Raw genomic sequence first — 19555 nt, forward strand, 5'->3', positions numbered from 1 at the left:
AAACCCATTTAAGGTTATTCCTGACATTTACTCGGGTTACGAAAAACCGGCATCTCGTATTCAAAATCTGGATTTGTGTGACTTGCGCTACACGTTTGGCTGAACGGATAAGTATTTTTATTTTAACGGAATTTAAGCGCCCTGATGAAAAGACTCTTTTACCTTTTAACCTTACTAGTAGTTCTATCAATACCCTCTATTGCAACAGCTCAATGCAATCTGCTTCCTCCAATTTTAGGTTTAGGTAGTAATAAATTCCCTGACAAATTGTGTTCTCCAGTCAATGCAGATGTTGAATATACAATTCGATTTGCGAATGCTCTTCCGGCTGGAAATACTTATGTAGTCACATTCAGGTGGGGAGATGGCTCGCCATCCTCCAATGTGAACTTGACGCCAGGGTCCACCAATTATACTGTTACTCAAAATCATACTTTTCCCGCAGACAGTGATTGTGAATACCAAGTTATTATTGCAATTCGAGTAAATGGCACAGTCTGTAATACGACCTTACAAAATCAAATCATTTCAACCTGGCGTACGGATGCATTTAATGGGGGCAATGTGCAACTCATTTCACCTGTAACTGGTAATGCCGTTCATGAGGTGTGTGAGGGTGTAGATGTTGATGTAATCTTTGATGACTTGACAGATTGGAATTGTAACGCCAATTACCCAGCAAATTATCCTCCTGGCGACCCCATCCAAACACCAAATGAACAGGTTCGTTGGCAGCAAATTGTTTACAATACACCAATTGGTGGAGCCAAGATTCCCAATGTATCAGTTGATGGTGTGCCGGTAACTGGTGCTGGAGGCGCTAATATTTTAGCAAATTATCAGGATACAAGGGGAGTGTTCATTATGACTCCTTTGGTTGTTATAAACGATGGAAGAAGAAGACCTACACTTCAAATTACTGCACCCGGTGGTTTTGGGCCTGGTTTTCCAGTAGTGGGAGATGAGTTTGAAATTACTTTACGCTATTGGAATTTTTGTAACCCTTATTCTAATAATGGTCCGGGTAATCCTCCTGTTAATGGTGATTTAATTAATGGAGATAACCCTCCTGTAGAGAGAACAGCATTAATTCGAATTATCGACTCTCCAAATCCACCTGTTGTTCCAAGCAGAGATGTTTGTCAGGGTGAATCAAATGCGTTAACTGTCTCAGCACCTTTGGGTGCTGGTTTTACTTATCGCTGGTGGTCAGATGCAGCGCTCACCAATCAGGTTGCAATGGGCACAACATTTACACCAGGTACTGGTGGTGGAGCGGGTCAAATAAATCCTGGGCAACGAAAACATTGGTGGGTTACTGTTGAATCAAATGCAGCCGGAAATTGTAGAAGTGCACCTACAGAAGTAACGTTAACGAAAAGACCAAGCCTACCGCAACCTTCGGTCATTACTGGTCCGACAAATTTATGTCCTTCAACGCAACCTTATAGTTATAGTGTTGCCAGCCCACCAGCGAGTGTTACCATTACGGATGTTACGACTGGCGGAACCTTTAACCTCGCAACGGAATATTTCTGGACCGTTCCAGGAGCTGTTGGTTCGCTGACCAGTGCAAATGGCGGGCAATCTATAACTATTCAAAGTGCTGCGGCTACCGGATCGGGAAATATTTCTGTTCTTAATCGGTATGTTACGAGTACTTCAAATGGAACCCAATGTAACGGTACAGCCAGGACACTTGGCGTCAATGTAAGGGCCCGACCTGCAGTAAATATCACACCTGATCCCGCCAATATCTGCGAAGGAAGTACGATACAGTTAAATGGTAATCCTGTAGCTGCTTTTGGAACAATATCTACCCATACATGGGGTGGTAACACTGGGATACTTGATGCTGTAGATATTCAACAGCCCACTGTTCAGGCATCCGCTACTTCAGGAACTTATAATTTAACATACGTAGCCACAGCTGATTTTGGAGGCGGAGTGTTTTGTAATTCGGCTGTCGATAATTCTGTTGTTAATATTTCTGCTAATCCAACCCCAGCCAGCACCGGACCAAATCAACTTTTATGTTTCCCAGCAGGCCCATTAGTTTCAGATCCTCTTGTTGGAAGTAATCCGGGTGTTGGAACGGGGACCTGGACGAAACAAAGCGGCCCTCCTGGTGCTGTGGTTTTTACACCCAACGCAAACACACCCAATGCTACTGCAACTGCACCTTCAAATGGAATTTATGTATTTCGTTGGACCGTTGTAAACGGAAGTTGTTCGAGCTTTGCCGATATAACCGTTGACTATGGAACCGCTCCTCCAGCATCTGATGCAGGCACCAATCAAGATGTTTGCGGTCTTTCTGCTACGCTTAATGGAAATGACCCTACTTTTGCAACCGGCACATGGCTTCAAACTGCTGGGCCAGGAACCTCCTCATTTGTTCCGAATGCAAACACACGTAATGCAACTGTTACTGTAACCGTTCCGGGCACTTATACCTATCGCTGGAGACTCACTTCTGGGACTTGCGCACCTTCAGATGATTTTGTAGATATTATTTTTAGAAATCCTCCTACTGTAACAGCACCTGCCAATTTCACTACATGTCTTGATAACCCACCTACTCCTGCATTCAATATTAATTTATCAGGTACTTTCGGAGGAGGTGCATCGCAGGCTCGTTGGGAAGTTGTTTCTGGGACAGGAACATTTCAATCAAGTGGAGGGGCAAACGGAAATTTTGATAACGCTAACCCGGTAGATGATGTGTATAGACCATCTGCCGGAGATTTTACTGCAGGTTCTGTTCAGTTAAGACTCATTACTGATGATCCAGCAGGTGCGTGTACAGCAGTAAACGACCCAATAACCATCACCTTCGACCGCCTTCCTTCTCCGGCCGCAGCAGGTGGTGATTTTTCAACCTGCGATCCCAATACTAACCTTGCAGCAATATCTGCTAATAATGGTGGCACCGGAACATGGACAATCGGCAATGCCTTGTATTATGAGACCTTTCCAACATCTGATAATGGATTAGGACTTTTTGGTCCAAATCCACACGCGTTGTCTTTCACTCATCCTGCAAACAACTGGACTATTACTGCACCTGATGCAAATACACTTCTTGCTGCTGATGATTACTTGCGTGTTGTGAATGGTGTAATGGAAGCGCAGGATGTGAATAATGAGTTGGTATGGAGATCGTCATCAATAAATATAACAGCGATACCGAATGTAACGGTTTCAATCCAGCTAGCTGAAACAGGATTGATGGAACCAGCCGATTATATCCGTGCATTCTACCGGATAAATGGTGGCGCTGAGGTGCTCATCGGAGAACTGGTTGGTGAAAGTGCAGTGGATAATGCGTTCAATACCTTTACCGTAACAGGTCTTGCGGGAAATACGCTTGAGATCGTTGTTCGTGTGCTGAATAACGCTGGCGCTGAGATCCATCGTTTTGATAATGTATTTGTTTCGGGGGCTGGTGCAAGCCTTCCTTTTATTGCGGATGTTAATGATCCGGCTTCGACTGTTACCAATCTCCCTGTAGGTACTACAACGTTTACCTGGACTGTAACCAGTGCGCTGGGTATTTGTAGTTCAAGTAACGATCAAGTTGTAGTAACGCGACACGCCCTACCTGTTAATAATGACCCATTGCCTGCCCTATGCGAGGATACTCCTGGATCTGGAGACGCAACGGTTACATTGGCCTTTTTAAATTCTTTGAACGATGCGATAACGGGAATTGCAGGTTCAGCGGGAAGAACTGTACAATATTTTACAGATGCGCCCAGAACAATTCCATTTGTTGGACCTGATGTAGTATCAAACGGAGAGATCCTTTATACCCGTGTAACCAGAACAGATGTTGCTCCTGGTTGTACCCAAGATGGCTTTATTACCTTTACGGTTAACCCTAGTCCAGCAGTTGCGAATCAAAACCCGGCCTTCTGTGAAGAAAACATTGGTGGTGGTGAAATCAACAATTTAGACCTTACTATTTATGATGCAGCTGTTGCTGACGGCATAGTAGCAAACAGATCAGTGGCGTGGTTTACGGATGTTACCCTCACCACACCAGTTGCTTCTCCAACGGATGTGGATAATGTAAGCGATGGTGAAACGTTTTTCGCACGCGTGACTAACACGCTAACGAATTGCGTTAACGTGGCCGAGGTAGAGTTCCAAATTAATCCACGCCCGGGTATCAATCCAATTATAGGTGGTACGAATGTTTGCGTTGGACCGACAACTGTGTTGTATCAAATTCAAACCATCAATCCAGGCTCTACCTATACCTGGAATTTACCTCCTGATAACCCGGGCATCTATCAACGGTTTGCCGGTGGTGGAGTGAATGATTTCTTTGTTTTGCTCCAATTCCCAGGTCTTACCAATGCACCAAACCCAGATGTATATAACATTAGCGTTACCGAAACTTCAGCTGATGGTTGTGTGGGTGATCCGCAACCCTTTACTATTACGGTTGAATCCAGTCCTGCAGCCAACGTAATAACTGGACCGAATCCGGTATGTAAGCAACAAACGGGTGTAGTCTATCAAACAGTAACATCTAACCCATTATCAACCTATACATGGTCGGTTATTGCTGGCGATGCGGCCATTGTCGGTGCGGCCAGTGGGGTAGGACTAAATCAGGTAACGGTTGATTTTGGAACGGCCAATTCGGTGACTCTTCGTGTAGAAGAGGTTTCTCCTACAGGGTGCTCCGGTGCAGCAGCTACATTGGTAATAAATGCCAACGATCGTCCCGTTATGACTTCCTTGCCAACTGCATCCATTTGTAGCGGTCAGGCAACTCAGGATGTATTGACCCTTACCTCGAGCATTGGCGGCTCTACGTTCAACTGGATTGTAACGAGTGTTACGGGCTTGGTTAACGGAACAGCTGTGGGTAACAATGGCACCGGACAAATCAACCAGGCACTGACTAATTTTTCTGGTGCTGTAGGTTCCGTTACCTATCGGGTAACTCCTACATCTCCGGCAGGGTGTGCAGGACCTGCACAAGATGTGATTGTTACAGTTAATCCAGCTCCGGTAGTTGCATCCGGTCAAACCCGAACCATCTGTAGCAATCAACCGGTTAACAAAGAAATTTTCTTATCTCCGCTTAACCTTCCACCAGGCACAGTATTTAATTGGGCGGCTCCGGTTATGTCGGATGGATCCACGCAAGGATCAGCAGGGACAAATGTAGCAGCGGGAGCTCCGGGCACCCTGCACATAACAGATGTGTTGGTAAATACATCGAATGCTCCGATTACCGCAACCTACACCATAACGCCAACTTCTGGAGCAGGATGTGTAGGTGTTGCTGAGACAATTGTCATTACCATAAATCCTGAGCCGACATCAACCAATTCAACAGCCGCTGTATTTTGTTCCGATGTAGCGTTTAGCATCAATCCTCAGGCGAACATTACAAACACCCTCGTCAGTTCATTTACGTGGACGGCCTTTTATCCGGCTGGTTTAACAGGTGGAGCGGGTAGTGGAGTGGGTTCAATCAATGAATCACTTACAAATATTACTACTGCTCAGATAAGCGCGGTGTATACCGTTACACCTACTTCAGCCAGCGGTTGTGCAGGCGCTACTTTTACAGTCACGGTTCCGGTCAATCCGAAACCGGTTGGTGCCAATACCACCGTGGCTGTTCAATGTTCCGATGTTGCGTTCAGTTTCGACCCGCAAACGTTTATTACCAACGGGGTAACCGCTACGTATACATGGACAGCAGCCTATCCAGCCGGATTAACTGGTGGCGCAGCCAACGGTGTAGGTAATGTGGTGGGCACGTTGGTGAATCAGACCAACATTCAACTGAACGCAGTATTTACCGTAACACCAACATCAACTCCTGATGTTTGTGTGGGAACACCTTTTACAGTAACTGTTCCGGTTAATCCTGAGCCGGTAGGAGCGAATTCAATTAAAGCCGTGGTGTGCTCCGATGCGCCATTCAGTTTTGATCCGCAGGCCGAAATTACTAATGGAGTTCCCGCTTCCTTTAGCTGGACAGCCGTTTATCCGGGAGGAATAACCGGTGGCGCAACCAACGGTACAGGCCCGGTTGCTGAAACATTAACTAACTTAACAGGTGGTGTGCTCAATGTGGTTTATACGATCATCCCACGTTCAGCCGCCAATTGCGATGGCAATCCGTTCACCATTACGGTGCCGATAGATACGGAACCTGTTGGTGCTGATGTGACCAAGGTTGCACAATGCTCCAATGTTCCCTTCAGCTTTAATCCACAGGATGATATCACCAATGGTGTAAACAGCACGTTTACCTGGACCGCTTCGTATGGCGCAGGACTTTCCGGTGGAGCCGGCAATGGAAATGGAGCGATTGCTGAGACGTTGGTAAACCTCACTTCAGCGCCAATCAATGCTGTGTATACGGTTGTGCCGGTTGCTGTAGGCGGAGGTTGTGTGGGTAATCCACCATTCGTTATTACAGTGCCGGTAAATCCTCAACCGGTTGCCGTCAACCAAACCAAAGCAGTGGTTTGTTCCAATGATGCGTTCAGTTTTGATCCGCAAACACAAATCACCAACAGCGTAGCCAGCAACTTTGCATGGACCGCTGTTTATCCTGCCGGACTAACCGGTGGTGCAGGAAACGGTACGGGCAACGTAGCCGAAACGTTGGTGAATTTAACTGCTGGTCAGTTGAGTGCAGTTTATACCGTTACGCCAACATCTGTTGATGGCTGTGTGGGCGCAAACTTCACGATCACCGTTCCGGTTAATCCGGAACCTGTTGGCGCCAATGTTACAAAAGCCGCAGCATGTTCAAATGTTCAATTCAGCTTTAATCCACAATTGGATATCACCAACGGTGTTGCTTCAAATTTCACGTGGACAGCTGCGTATGATGCCGGCTTAGCCGGAGGTGCGAATAACGGAACGGGAACCATAATTGAAACGCTTGAGAATTTAACAGGTGGCGCTTTGAATGCGGTCTATACCGTTACACCAACCTCAACGGCTGGCTGTGTTGGAAATTCATTTACTATTACCGTTCCAGTTAACCCTGAACCAGTTGGCGCTAATGATATTAAGGCCATCGTATGTTCTGATGTTGCCTTTAACTTCAATCCACAGGATGACGTAGCAAACGGTGTGGCATCAACGTTCACCTGGACGGCTTCCTATGCAGCAGGACTAAGTGGAGGTGCAGGTGCCGGAGTTGGAAATATTGCCGAGACATTAACAAACCTTACGGGTGCAGCATTGAATGCCACCTACACCATTACGCCAACCTCATCTAATGGTTGTGTGGGTGATCAGTTCACGATAACTGTTCCGATTGATTCAGAACCGGTAGCCGCCAACAGTACAAAGGGCGCTGTATGTTCTGATAGTCCATTCAGTTTTGATCCTCAGGCAGAGATCACAAACGGAACGGTAGCCACGTTCACGTGGACTGCTGTATATCCTGCCGGATTAACAGGTGGTGCTGCCAATGGTGTGGGTATAATCAATCAAACCCTCACCAACCAAACAGGAGGGCAACTCAGCGCGGTGTACACCATCACACCAACCACAGCAGGTTCATGTGTGGGTACAAACTTCACGATTACAGTTCCGGTCAATCCTGAACCGGTGGGTTCAAATGCGGTTCGCCCTCCGGTATGCTCCGATGTTGCTTTCAATTTTAATCCGCAAAATGATATCATCAACGGTGTTACCAGTACGTTTGCCTGGACAGCCGTTTATGATGCCGGGTTATCGGGTGGCGCAGGTGCTGGTACAGGATTGCTTTCAGAAACATTAACCAACCTAACCGGTGGTCAGTTAAATGCCGTTTATACCATCACGCCAACCTCTAACAACGGATGCGTAGGTGCTGATTTTACCATTACGGTTCAGGTCAATCCTGAACCAGTTGGTGCGGATGCAGTTAAAGCTCCGGTATGTTCCGATGTGGCATTTAGTTTCAATCCGCAAGCAGAAATCACCAATGGCGTTACCTCAACATTTAGCTGGGTAGCAGCATACCCTGCTGGTATTACAGGTGGTTCGGGTAATGGAAATGGTGCGGTTGCAGAAACGCTAACCAATCTCACATCTGCACAATTAAATGTTGTGTATACCGTTACGCCTACTTCAACAAATGGATGTGCGGGCACCGCGTTCACCATCACCATACCGATTGATCCCGAGCCTTTGGCCATCAATACGGTAAAGACAGCGGTGTGCTCCGATGCAGTGTTCTCTTTCGATCCGCAGGATAATGTTTCAAATTCTATTACTGCAACCTATACGTGGACAGCCGTGTACGATCCGGGCCTTACTGGTGGATCGGGCAATGGAACGGGATTGATTGCAGAAACACTGAATAACGTATCAGGTGGAACGTTAAATGCTGTTTACACCATCACGCCAACCTCAACAGTTACAAACTGCGTGGGGTCTAACTTTACCATCACTGTTCCGGTTCGTTCTGAACCTGTTGGTGCCGATGATACCAAGGCGGTTGTATGCTCAGATGTTCCATTTAACTTCAATCCGCAACTGGATATTACCAACGGCATCACGTCAACGTTCACCTGGACGGCCACGTATGATGCCGGACTAAGTGGTGGTGCCGCAGCAGGTACCGGGCCTATTGCTGAAACATTAAGTAATAATTCGGGAGGCGTATTGAATGCAGTTTATACCGTAACACCAACATCCAGCAACGGTTGTCCGGGAACTCCTTTTGTGATCACTGTTCCAGTAAGTTCTGAACCGGTTGGTGCAGATGCCATCAAGGCTGCTGTTTGCTCCAATGTAGCTTTCTCTTTTGATCCGCAAGATGAAATCACCAATGGAATCGTTTCAACGTTTACGTGGACTGCGGTTTACGACTTTGGTCTTTCCGGAGGTGCCGCTAATGGAACCGGAAATGTTACCGGTACATTACAAAATCTTACGGGTGGTGTGTTAAATGCAGTGTTTACGCTTACACCGGCTTCCGGTGGTTCTTGTCCGGGAAGTACATTCACCATTACGGTGCCGGTTAATCCGCAACCGGTTGGTGCTAATGTAACGCGTGCTGCGGTTTGCTCCGATGTTCCTTTCAACCTGAACCCGCAGGATGATGTTTCGAATCTTGTTCCTTCCACCTTTACATGGACAGCCACATATGCTCCTGGTATTACCGGTGGGGCAGGAGCTGGTGTAGGTCCGCTTGCTGAAACGTTACACAATGAAACCGGTGGGCCATTGAACGCTGTTTATACGGTAACGCCTACATCGAATCCGGAAGGTTGTGTGGGTAATCCATTTGTGATTACGGTTCCGGTTAATCCTGAGCCTGTATTGAACCCGAATCTGGATGTAACGGTATGTAGCGATGTTCGAACAAACATTGTACTTTCTACTAACGGTTTGTCTGTTCCTGCAGCCGCATTCAATATTGTGAATATAACAGTTGCAGGTGGACTAACACCTGCAGCAGGAAATTCAAGTGTCCAGAATGGTGTGAATGCAAATGCCATTTTGAATGATCGTTTTACAAACACGACAAATGGAAGTCTTACTGTTGAATACACGATTGTTCCGGTAAGTGCGCAAGGCTGTTTGGGTGATCCTGCAACAGTTGTTGTTACAGTTGATCCTGAACCGGTACTTGATCCTGCATTAAGTCCGCTGCCGGCATGTAGTGATGTTACCACAAGTGTACTGCTTGCAGTGGCACCGGGTTCTGCGCCAGCCGTATCCTATAACATAACCCAAATCAATTGGGATATTGGTTTACAACCAGGTCCCGGTAATGCTTCCATTGGCAATGCACAACCGGCAACGGCTATTCAAAATGACTTCTTCACCAATACAACAAACAGTCCGTTACAGGCACGTTATCGCGTGGTACCGGTTTCAGCTGACGGTTGTTTAGGTGATGAAGGAACCGTGATCTTTACGGTAAATCCTGCGCCATCCATGGCCTCAAACCTCGATGCGATTGTGTGTAGCAATGAAACCTCGAATATTATTTTAGGCACCAGTCCGACCAGTGCCATTGCCTCCGACTATGATATCATGTCGATTGTGGTGGATGCCGGGTTAACACCGATCACCTTTAATGCAGCAACACCACGCAATACAACCGACATCAATGAAATCCGCAACGATGTATTTGTCAACAACACCAACGGGGTATTAACCGTAACCTACAATGTTGTTCCGGTTACCGCAGCGGGTTGCCGCGGACCTGAACGTGCCATTGTATTGCGTGTTGAGCCTGCGGTTGTTGCTGCGCCTGTTAACAATACAACTGATATTTGTAGTAATACCCTTACCAACATTGTATTAAATTCACCAACAGTTCCTTCTGCCGGTATCATCACCTTTAATTATCAGGCGTTTGCCAGTTCAGGTCTTGTTTCAGGTTTCTTCCCGATTCAAAGCAACTTGCCGCAAGGGCATGTAATTACGGATAACCTGGTCAATAATGACGACTCACCTCAAACGGTAACCTATCGCATCACACCTGTAGCCAATGGTGCTAAAACCGGCAATGGGTGTACGGGCAATTTTGTAGATGTGGTGGTGAACATTGAACCAAAACCAAAAGTTACCGTTACGCCAATCAATGTTACGGTTTGTGAAGGAATTCCAACCGGATTTAGTTTAACCTCCACCACTGCTCCATCTGCCGGGGTGGTTGAGTTTGAATTGGTTAATGTAGTACCGGAAGGTGGTGTTACCGGATTTTCTCCGGTGGGCACCATATTTACGAACAACAGTCTGTTGGATGATATTCTGGATAACCCAACTGCGTTGCCACAAAAAGTAACGTATACACTGCGTCCTCAAACGCCTACAGTTGGTTGCGTTGGTGATGGTGTTCAGGTGGTTGTTACTGTAAATCCAAGGCCAACAATTACAGCGTCTTCACTAGCCGAACAAATCTGTAGTGGAAGCAACATCAATATTTCGTTTACCTACGATGTGACGAATACCATTGGAGTTTGGACGGCTGTTGCTGACGCCAATATTGTGGGTGCATCACCCGGTGCAGGAAGCTTGTTATTCCAGACGTTATTTAATAATAGTAATACCCCGGGCAATGTGGTGTACACCGTAACACCAACAAGCCCTGCCGGATGTCAAGGAACACCAGTAGTGATTAATGTAACAGTTGACCCTATACCGAGTGTAACCGGCTTGCCTCCGGCCATTACGATATGTGATGACGATGCCATTAATGTTCCATTAAACAGTCCGGTGGCGGGTACCGTATTTAACTGGACAGCCACATCATCCAGTACAAATATTACGGGCTTCACAACACCGAATACAGGCAATGCTATAAACGAGACGTTAAGTAATGCTGATTTCTTCCCAGGTACCGTTTTATACCAGATAACACCAACAGGTCCGGCTCCAACTGCATGCGTAGGGAACCCTGCCACGATGGTCGTTACGGTTGCACCTACAGTAGGTGGTCGCTGGTTAACGAATGACCTGGCGCTTTGTGTGGGACAAACTCAATTCCTGGTATTGCAGTTGGATGGTCAGCCTCCGTTTGAAGCTACCTACACAGCCACAGATGCAAACGGATCAACACCGATTACGTTAACCGGACTTGGAAACATTCGCGTGATTCCGGTATCACCAACACAAACGACAACATATGAATTAACAGCAGTATCCGATGTGAATGGTTGTCCGTTTACTCCGGCAGGAGAGACGGTAACCGTAACGGTAGGGGAGACCGATGCAACGTTTAGCATTGTTGGACCGGTAAATGGTTGCTCTCCGTTCACTGCTGAATTTCAGTACAACCAGGTAGCAGGTGTAACGTATACCTGGCGCTGGTTTGATGGAACAGAAACGGTGTTCACCGCAGGATCAACGCAGGCCAATGCCACCATTACTCATGAGTTTGTGAATCCTTCACCTACGGGTACCATCGATTACAAGGTGACGCTACAGACTACACTTGATCCGCCATTGGATATTTGCCAGGATGTACACTTTGAAACTATTTCTGTATTCCCTGAAATTTTTGTAAACATCTTCCCGGATAAAGATGAGATCTGTAGTGGAGAAACCATCAACTTCTTCAACAGCTCCATCGGTGCGGCCACGCATCGTTGGTTCTATCGCGAGCAAGGAAATGTTGGTCAAGAACTTGATGTGCGCACCACGCAACAGGTTAGCTATACCTTTACGAATACATCCACACTTAATCCTATCATTTACGAAGTGGTGTATGTGGCAAATAATGGAAATTGTCCTTCACCGGAAATGATTATTCCGATTACGGTTTATAGGTCGGTTACAGCTTCATTTGATGAAGGAGTTATTCCACCTATGATCGGCAATGCTGCAACACTTACATTCACAAATACATCAAGTCCGGTTGATGGTTCTGATTTCTCGTATGAATGGGATTTTGGTATAGGAGCTACTCCTCAAACACAATCTGGAGTTGGACCGTTTGTTGTTGATTATACCGGTCCGGGTCCAAGAGATGTCAGTATAACTGCCATCAATATTGATGCACAGGCTGCTGGCCTTGATTGTAGCAATACCTTTACTAAAACAATCAACCTCATTCTTCCTCCTTTGGTGGCAGATTTTGATTACACTCCGTTTGAGGCGTGCTTCCCTTCCGCTATCCAGGTTACGAATAACTCTACCGGTAATTTATTTGAGTGGCAATTGATCGATCAAAACGGAGTGGTACAGGCTGTTTCGAATCTGGATAATCCAACTTTTTTTATTGCTAACCCGGGTGACTACACTATTTTCTTGCGCGCGTCCAATACCATTACCGGACAATTCGCCTTAGCCGATAACTCTGGTGTGGGAGCGAACGCAATGCCCGGGAAAAGCCCGGTAAGAATTTACCCGACCCCTCAAGCTGCCTTCCAGGCACGTCCTACAACGTTGTTTGTTCCGGATACCGAGTTGGTGACGTTTAATTTCTCACAACCAACCAATGTGCCTTCCGATGAAGTTTCTTTCTTATGGAATTTTGGTGACACAGATGATATTGTAACCCGACTGTTGGGAGAATCTGATCCCACCTATTTCTATCCGGTGGAGGGGCTTTATACCATTACCTTGGTGATGCAGGAAACACGTGGTAATGTAGTGTGTAGAGATACCGCAACACAAGAGATTGTGGCCCGTGAAGGTGGTCAGGTACGCATACCCAATGCCTTTACACCGGATCCATCCGGACCGAATGGTGGTGTACCGGGACCGGGTGGTGTGAACGATGTGTTCCTGCCATATGTAAGGGGTATCAACATCAACGAACCCAACTCGTTCAATATGCAGATTTTTGATCGGTGGGGGAATTTGATTTTTGAAAGTCGAAACTCACCGGGGCAACCGTTGCGCGGTTGGGATGGCTACGACCGAAATGGAAACTTGCTTCCTTCGGGTGTGTATGTATATAAATTGGTGCTGCGCCTCGTAGATGGGCAACGAACCACACAGATTGGAGATGTAACCTTGATTCGATAACTTGAAGATCCTATGCGCTTGAAACTATCAGGTTTATTTTTTGGAATGTTGATTGTACTGACTTTGCATGCGCAGGACATTCAGTTTTCGCAATACTACCAGGCTCCGTTGTATTTGAACCCGGGCTTTACGGGCATCACACCGCAGCAACGAGTAACATTCAATCACCGGGTACAGTGGCCCAACCTGCCACAAGCTTTTGCTACGTATGCCGCTTCGTACGATATTTTTATTGATGAATTACGAAGTGGTTTTGGTATTCTGGCAACAACAGATAAGATGGGATCGGCCGGATGGCGAACCACAACCGTTGGGGTGTTGTATTCCTACAAAGTTAAGATTACGGATAACTGGGTGTTTTCTCCTGGATTGTATTTTGGATACGGAACAAACGGAATCGACAGAAGCCGCTTGCGCTTGGGTGATGGTCTGGAGTTTGAACGCGATGGTCAATACTACTCCATTGATCCGGATCAGGATCGTATCGGGAGACAAAGTTATTTTGATTTTGGATCAGGTGCCTTGTTGTATAACCGTGCCTTCTGGATCGGTACTGCTTTTCATCACATGAATCAACCAAACCTTTCTGTTCTTGGTGATGTAAGTCGCTTACCTATGAAAGGAACTGTGCATGCTGGTTTTCGTTTGGATCTCTCGGATGGAGGGCTTCGCTCCCGGTCATACCGTGTTTCCTACCTTACACCCTCTATCATGTATCGCTGGCAAGGAAAGTCCTTTTCGCAATTTGATATGGGTGTTAACTATCACATTGATCCTGTTTCAGTGGGTATCTGGTATCGCGGCAAGCCATGGGAAAAGAATGTGATCAATAATATGTCTTCTGATGCGTTGATCATTCAACTCGGCCTTTACATGAAGAACCTGAACATCGGATACAGTTATGATTTCTCCATATCCGAGTTGCAAACCACTTCAGGAGGTGCGCATGAAATTTCACTGGTGTACCAGTTTTCAACCAAACCGGTACAACGTAGCGTAAAGCAGAAATACCGCCTCATTCCGTGTCCCACCTTCAATAGTAAAGAGGGCTTCTGGAATTAACCCCGTCCTTTATCCCCATATTCCGGTAACTGGTTCCCCTAAAGTTCCACTCATCGACAATCGGTAATATACATGGTTCCTTTTCGGTTCCATAGGTATTAATTCGCAGTTGTCTGTAGTGTTTTGACTTTAATCGGTTAGCTAACTAATCGGTTATTAAGATGGGAGTGAGGTCAGGAGTTATCCTGCTGTTTGCATTATTATTTTTAGGTTGGTATCAGGCGTCTGCACAATGTGCCGGGATTATGGAGCCCGGTTTTGCCTTTCTTACCAGCAGTCGTGGGTGTGCGCCTTTTACGGTTCAGATTGAAACACTCTATCTATCTTCAACACCGGGTACACAGTATTTTGTTAATTGGGGAGATGGTAGTCCTGAAGAAGTGTACGTTCAGGTAAATCCCACAGGTGTTGTGATTCAACACACCTATCCGAACTCTCCGGTTGAATGTGGGTATGATGTAATCATTGATGCATCGAACGCCTGCAACCCACGTGGAAGTGTGGTACCTATTCAAACACAAGTTGTTGTCTGGACGAATGATATCATATCCATGGATCCTGCCGAGTACCGGGTGTGTGCCGGATATGCTGCAAGTGTTCGCTTCACCGATAACAGCGACTGGAATTGTTTTCCGCGCGCCACACGCGAGAATAATGAAGCACGTTGGATTCAATGGATTTATGGAACAGGTCCATTAGGCAATCAGATTCCAGGTGTGCAGGTTGGGGGTGTTACTCCGGGTGGTTTTCCATACTTCAATCCTGCACCGAACACAAATCCCATTTATCCCGTGTTGGCACCCGGACAACAGAGTTTGTTGATTGATGTTCCCGTTACTACGCTTGCAGATATTGGTCGCGAGTTTGAACTGACCTTAAAAAACTGGAATCAATGTAATCCGTATGACAATAATTTATTAGATGCCAATCCATTCAATCCCGTTAATGGTGATTTGGTTAACGGTGACAATCCTCCGCAAATAACAACAGGACGTGTTGTGATTGTACCGGCACCTGTGCCTTCCTTTCTAACACGTTTGGGTAATTCAGGCGGACCGGTTCAGTTCATCTTTTGTATTGGAGATGACATCTACTTTGATAATGAAACGCCAGGCATAGCAGGAGCAAACTTCGTTTACAATTGGCAGTTTTATGATAACAACACGGGTGCAGGAGCACCCTTGGGCACCAGTTCGCAAACCAATCCGACATTCAGTTATCCAACCTCTGGTCAGAAACTTATCCGGCTAACCGTTCGCGATGCCAATGCAGCCGGAAACTGCGAGGTGATTTTTGAAAGCACCGTAACCATTTCGCCTTCGTTGGTGGCACAAATTCAGGTACAGGATTTAAGTGGCAACCCGATAGCTCCGGATTTTTGCCAGGAAGCCAATACACCTTTCACTACGTTCAATGTACGACTGGCCGATGTTTCGGTTGGGATTATTACTCCCGAAACGCAATGGCGTTGGGAGTTTTATGATGAGAACAATGCACTTGTAAGACGTGAGCCCGCTGCGGGGTTTTCGAACACACAACTCGGTCCGTTTGATGAAAGCTATTTGAATCCAGGTATCTACCGGGCACGATTGATTATTCGTGATAACGTGACCTCTTGCGAAAGCATTGATGAAATACAGATTCGGGTATGGAACAAGCCTGATCCCGGATTTACATTCAACGAAGTGTGTGAAGGAACTGAAACTTCTTTTACTGACATCAGTACGCACAATTCAGTTAACGGTCAGCAAATGGTATTGTGGGAGTGGGATATGAGTTACGATGGTGTAACGTTTACAAAAGATCCTGCATTGGACAATCAGCGAAACTTTACGCACAACCTGGGGCCAGCCGGAAGTTACGATGTAGCACTGCGTGTAACGACCGATCAAGGGGGATGTTCAGAAATGATTGTGCAGACCGTGGTGGTTGATCCCCTTCCGAATGCGGCTTTTATTTCTGACATCACATCGGGTTGCAGTGTATTGCGTGTAACGTTCACCAATAATTCAGTAGTCGGACAACCAGTAACCATCGATCGTTTTGTTTGGGAAGTGGATTCGGGTTCAGGCTTTCAGGAAGATTCGATTCAACGACCAACCGATCCGGGTTTTTCAAATCAGTTCATTCGTGATTTTGATAACTTTGGCACAGTCAACAAAGATTACCAGATTCGCCTGCGTGTAGTAACTGTTGATGGCTGTGAACGTATTGCAGCACCGATTACGATTACCGTGTTTCCAGGGCCGCAATCCGGATTTATTTCAACCAACTATTCTCCTTTCAATGCGAATTGCTCGCCTCAAACCGTAAACTTTTCTGTCGACAATTCAACGCAGGCCCTTAACCCGTCTGAATATCGATGGGTAGTAAGCGATGTGAATGGTGTGTTGGATGACATCAGTACGGGTACAACGCCTTCGTTTAGTTACTTGTTTGAAAACAACATCCAGGTAATCCGTGATTTTCAAGTTACGCTTCGTGCCACATTAAATACCGGTTGCTTTCGGGATTCAACCCGAACGATTCGTATTGCACCCGTGCCTTCTTCCGATTTTATATCCGATACGCTGGAGTTTGATTGTAACCATATGCTCATGCGTTTTGAGGCTGAGCAGAAAGGGTTACCTGAATACACCTGGGTAATTGAGGTGAATGGCGTTGTCATTTCCAGCACGACATCAGCCAATGCCATATTGGATTTTGATTTCAACCGTACAGCCACGCAACAAGATGTTCGCGTTACGTTACAAACCCGAAATTTTGCAAACTGCCAGAGTGGAGTAAGCGAGCGCCTGTTTACGGTGCCTGTCTTTGATAACATCACCGTAGATTTTACTGCAACCCCAACCAATCAAACACTACCAAATTCAACCGTAACCATCACCAACAACACAACAGCAGGACCATGGCAATACGAATGGGATTTTGGTGACGGAACAACTTCGTCTGTGGCGAATCCTGGATCACATACGTATGCCATGTATGGTACTTACACCATCTTGCTTACGGTAACCAATAATATTTGTGTTCAGCAGCAATCAATCACAGTTACCATTAATCCCATTCCGCCCATACTTGAATTTACCTATGATCCTGCTGCAGGCTGTGCGCCACTAACCGTTACGTTTACGAATCAATCACAATTTGCCGACCCCACAACGTATTACTGGGAATTCGGCACGAATGAAGGAACCTCGCGTGCAATCAATCCAGTGTATACCTATACGCGACCGGGAATTTATTCGGTAACACTTTCTGCCAGCAACGCAACTGGCGAAACAGTTCAGATAACCAAAACAGCCATCATTGAAGTGTATGAAAGTCCGACCGCGCTTTTTGCCATTATGCCCCAGGTAGTATTTATTCCAGGCGACAGGTTGTATACCAGTAACAGAAGCTTCGGTGCGTCAAGCTTTATCTGGGATTTTGGTGATGGTACAACATCAACTGCTTTTGAACCTATTCATGACTATGCGGAGGAGGGGATATATGATATTACCCTGATTGCTTCCAATTCATCGGGTTGTACAGACACCACTACACTTCAATCGGCTGTGCGTGTGGAGAAGGGATCTCAGTTATTGATTCCTAATGCATTTTCACCCGGACGTTCAGGTCCGGGCACGGGCGATGGTCGTAATGATGTATTCTTGCCCCTGATGCGTGGAGTAGTGGAGTTTAACATGATGGTATTCAACCGATGGGGTGAATTACTGTTTGAAACCAACAACGCTGAAGTAGGCTGGGATGGTTATTATAAAGGAGCCTTGTGTCAGCAGGATGTGTATGTGTACAAAATAACGGCCAAGTATGAGAATGGGAACAGCATTACGCGTACAGGCGATATTCATTTGATCAGATGATGAAGCGGGGATTGCATATTGCTTTTCTTTTGTTTGTGCATCAATTGATCCAGGCGCAAGATCCTGAATTCTCACAATACTATGCGGCACCGTTGTATCTCAACCCCGCTTTCAGTGGTACCGGTAACGATCAGCGCTTCATTGCCAACCATCGTAATCAATGGCCTAACATCACGCGTGGATATGTTACCTATGCTTTCTCCTATGACTTCAGTATTGATTATCTCAATAGCGGTTTTGGTGTGCTTGCGATGGTAGATAAAGCAGGAACGGCCGGATTGAAATCCACACAAATCAATTTACAATATGCCTACAAGGTAAATGTATCAAATAAGTTTGTGTTTTCATCCGGATTGAATTTCGGTGTGGGCAATCGAAATATTGATTTTAATAAATTGATTTTCAGTGATCAATTGGAATTCGATCGCAATGGTGATCCACCACCCAGTGCCGATTACAACAACATCCAAAGTGCCACCTATTTCGATTTTGGTGCGGGTGCATTGATTTATAGTCGTACGTTGTGGCTGGGCTTCTCGGCTTCCCACCTTAACCGACCCAACCGGTCGTTGATCGATGAGGAGGCTATCATTCCTATCAAGACTACCATACATGGAGGAATACGGATTCCATTATACCAAGGCATGCTAAAACGTGATCGTGTGGCGGCCATCATGCCTTCGTTTGTGTATAAAAACCAAGGCATGTTCGATCAGTTGGATATTGGAACGTATTTCCTGTATGAACCCGTGTTGTTGGGTTTGTGGTATCGTGGAATTCCTATTCAGCAAAATGTGAGCGATAACATCAGCCAAGATGCCATGGTGGTCGTGCTGGGCTTTCATCTTGAAAAGATTGAGATCAGCTACAGCTATGACTTAACCATCTCCGAACTTGGACCGATAGGAGGTGGCGCACATGAAATTGGTGTAAAGTACCGGTTGGCTGGCAGCATTCAAACCCGAAACAAGAAGAAGGAAAAACTGATTCCTTGCCCCACCTTTATTAAAGATTAAAAGCCATCTCAAAAAGCACACCTAAATGTCAGGTTGAGCCTGTCGAAACCGATTTTGGTAACTAAAAATAGCCTTCGACAAGCTCAGGCTGACATGTGAAAACTGACTTTTGAGTTGATTCTAGTATTCAGGTTAGCCCGC

4 protein-coding genes are annotated in these 19555 nt (G+C 46.1%); all 4 read left to right on the forward strand.

The annotated features are described in order from the left end of the window. Window positions 1-564: 564 nt before the first annotated feature. The 4 genes from QY309_06395 to QY309_06410 all read left to right on the forward strand — a co-directional run bounded on the left by QY309_06395 (window position 565) and on the right by QY309_06410 (window position 19414). Complete coding sequence (locus QY309_06395) at window positions 565-13470, forward strand: gliding motility-associated C-terminal domain-containing protein (protein ID WKZ61108.1); 12906 nt, start codon at window positions 565-567, stop codon at window positions 13468-13470. 12 nt (window positions 13471-13482) lie between these two features. After that, on the forward strand, window positions 13483-14532 hold the full coding sequence (locus QY309_06400) for a type IX secretion system membrane protein PorP/SprF (GenBank protein WKZ61109.1): 1050 nt from the start codon (window positions 13483-13485) through the stop codon (window positions 14530-14532). 161 nt (window positions 14533-14693) lie between these two features. Then, window positions 14694-18398, forward strand: a complete 3705-nt coding sequence (locus QY309_06405) for a PKD domain-containing protein (protein WKZ61110.1) — start codon at window positions 14694-14696, stop codon at window positions 18396-18398. Beyond that, window positions 18395-19414 carry a type IX secretion system membrane protein PorP/SprF gene (locus QY309_06410; protein WKZ61111.1) on the forward strand — a complete coding sequence of 340 codons (1020 nt, stop codon included), beginning with the start codon at window positions 18395-18397 and terminating at the stop codon, window positions 19412-19414. The genes QY309_06405 and QY309_06410 overlap by 4 nt, the downstream gene beginning before the upstream one ends. Window positions 19415-19555: the final 141 nt, after the last annotated feature.

This window comes from Cyclobacteriaceae bacterium (assembly GCA_030584025.1).
Lineage (GTDB): Bacteria > Bacteroidota > Bacteroidia > Cytophagales > Cyclobacteriaceae > UBA2336.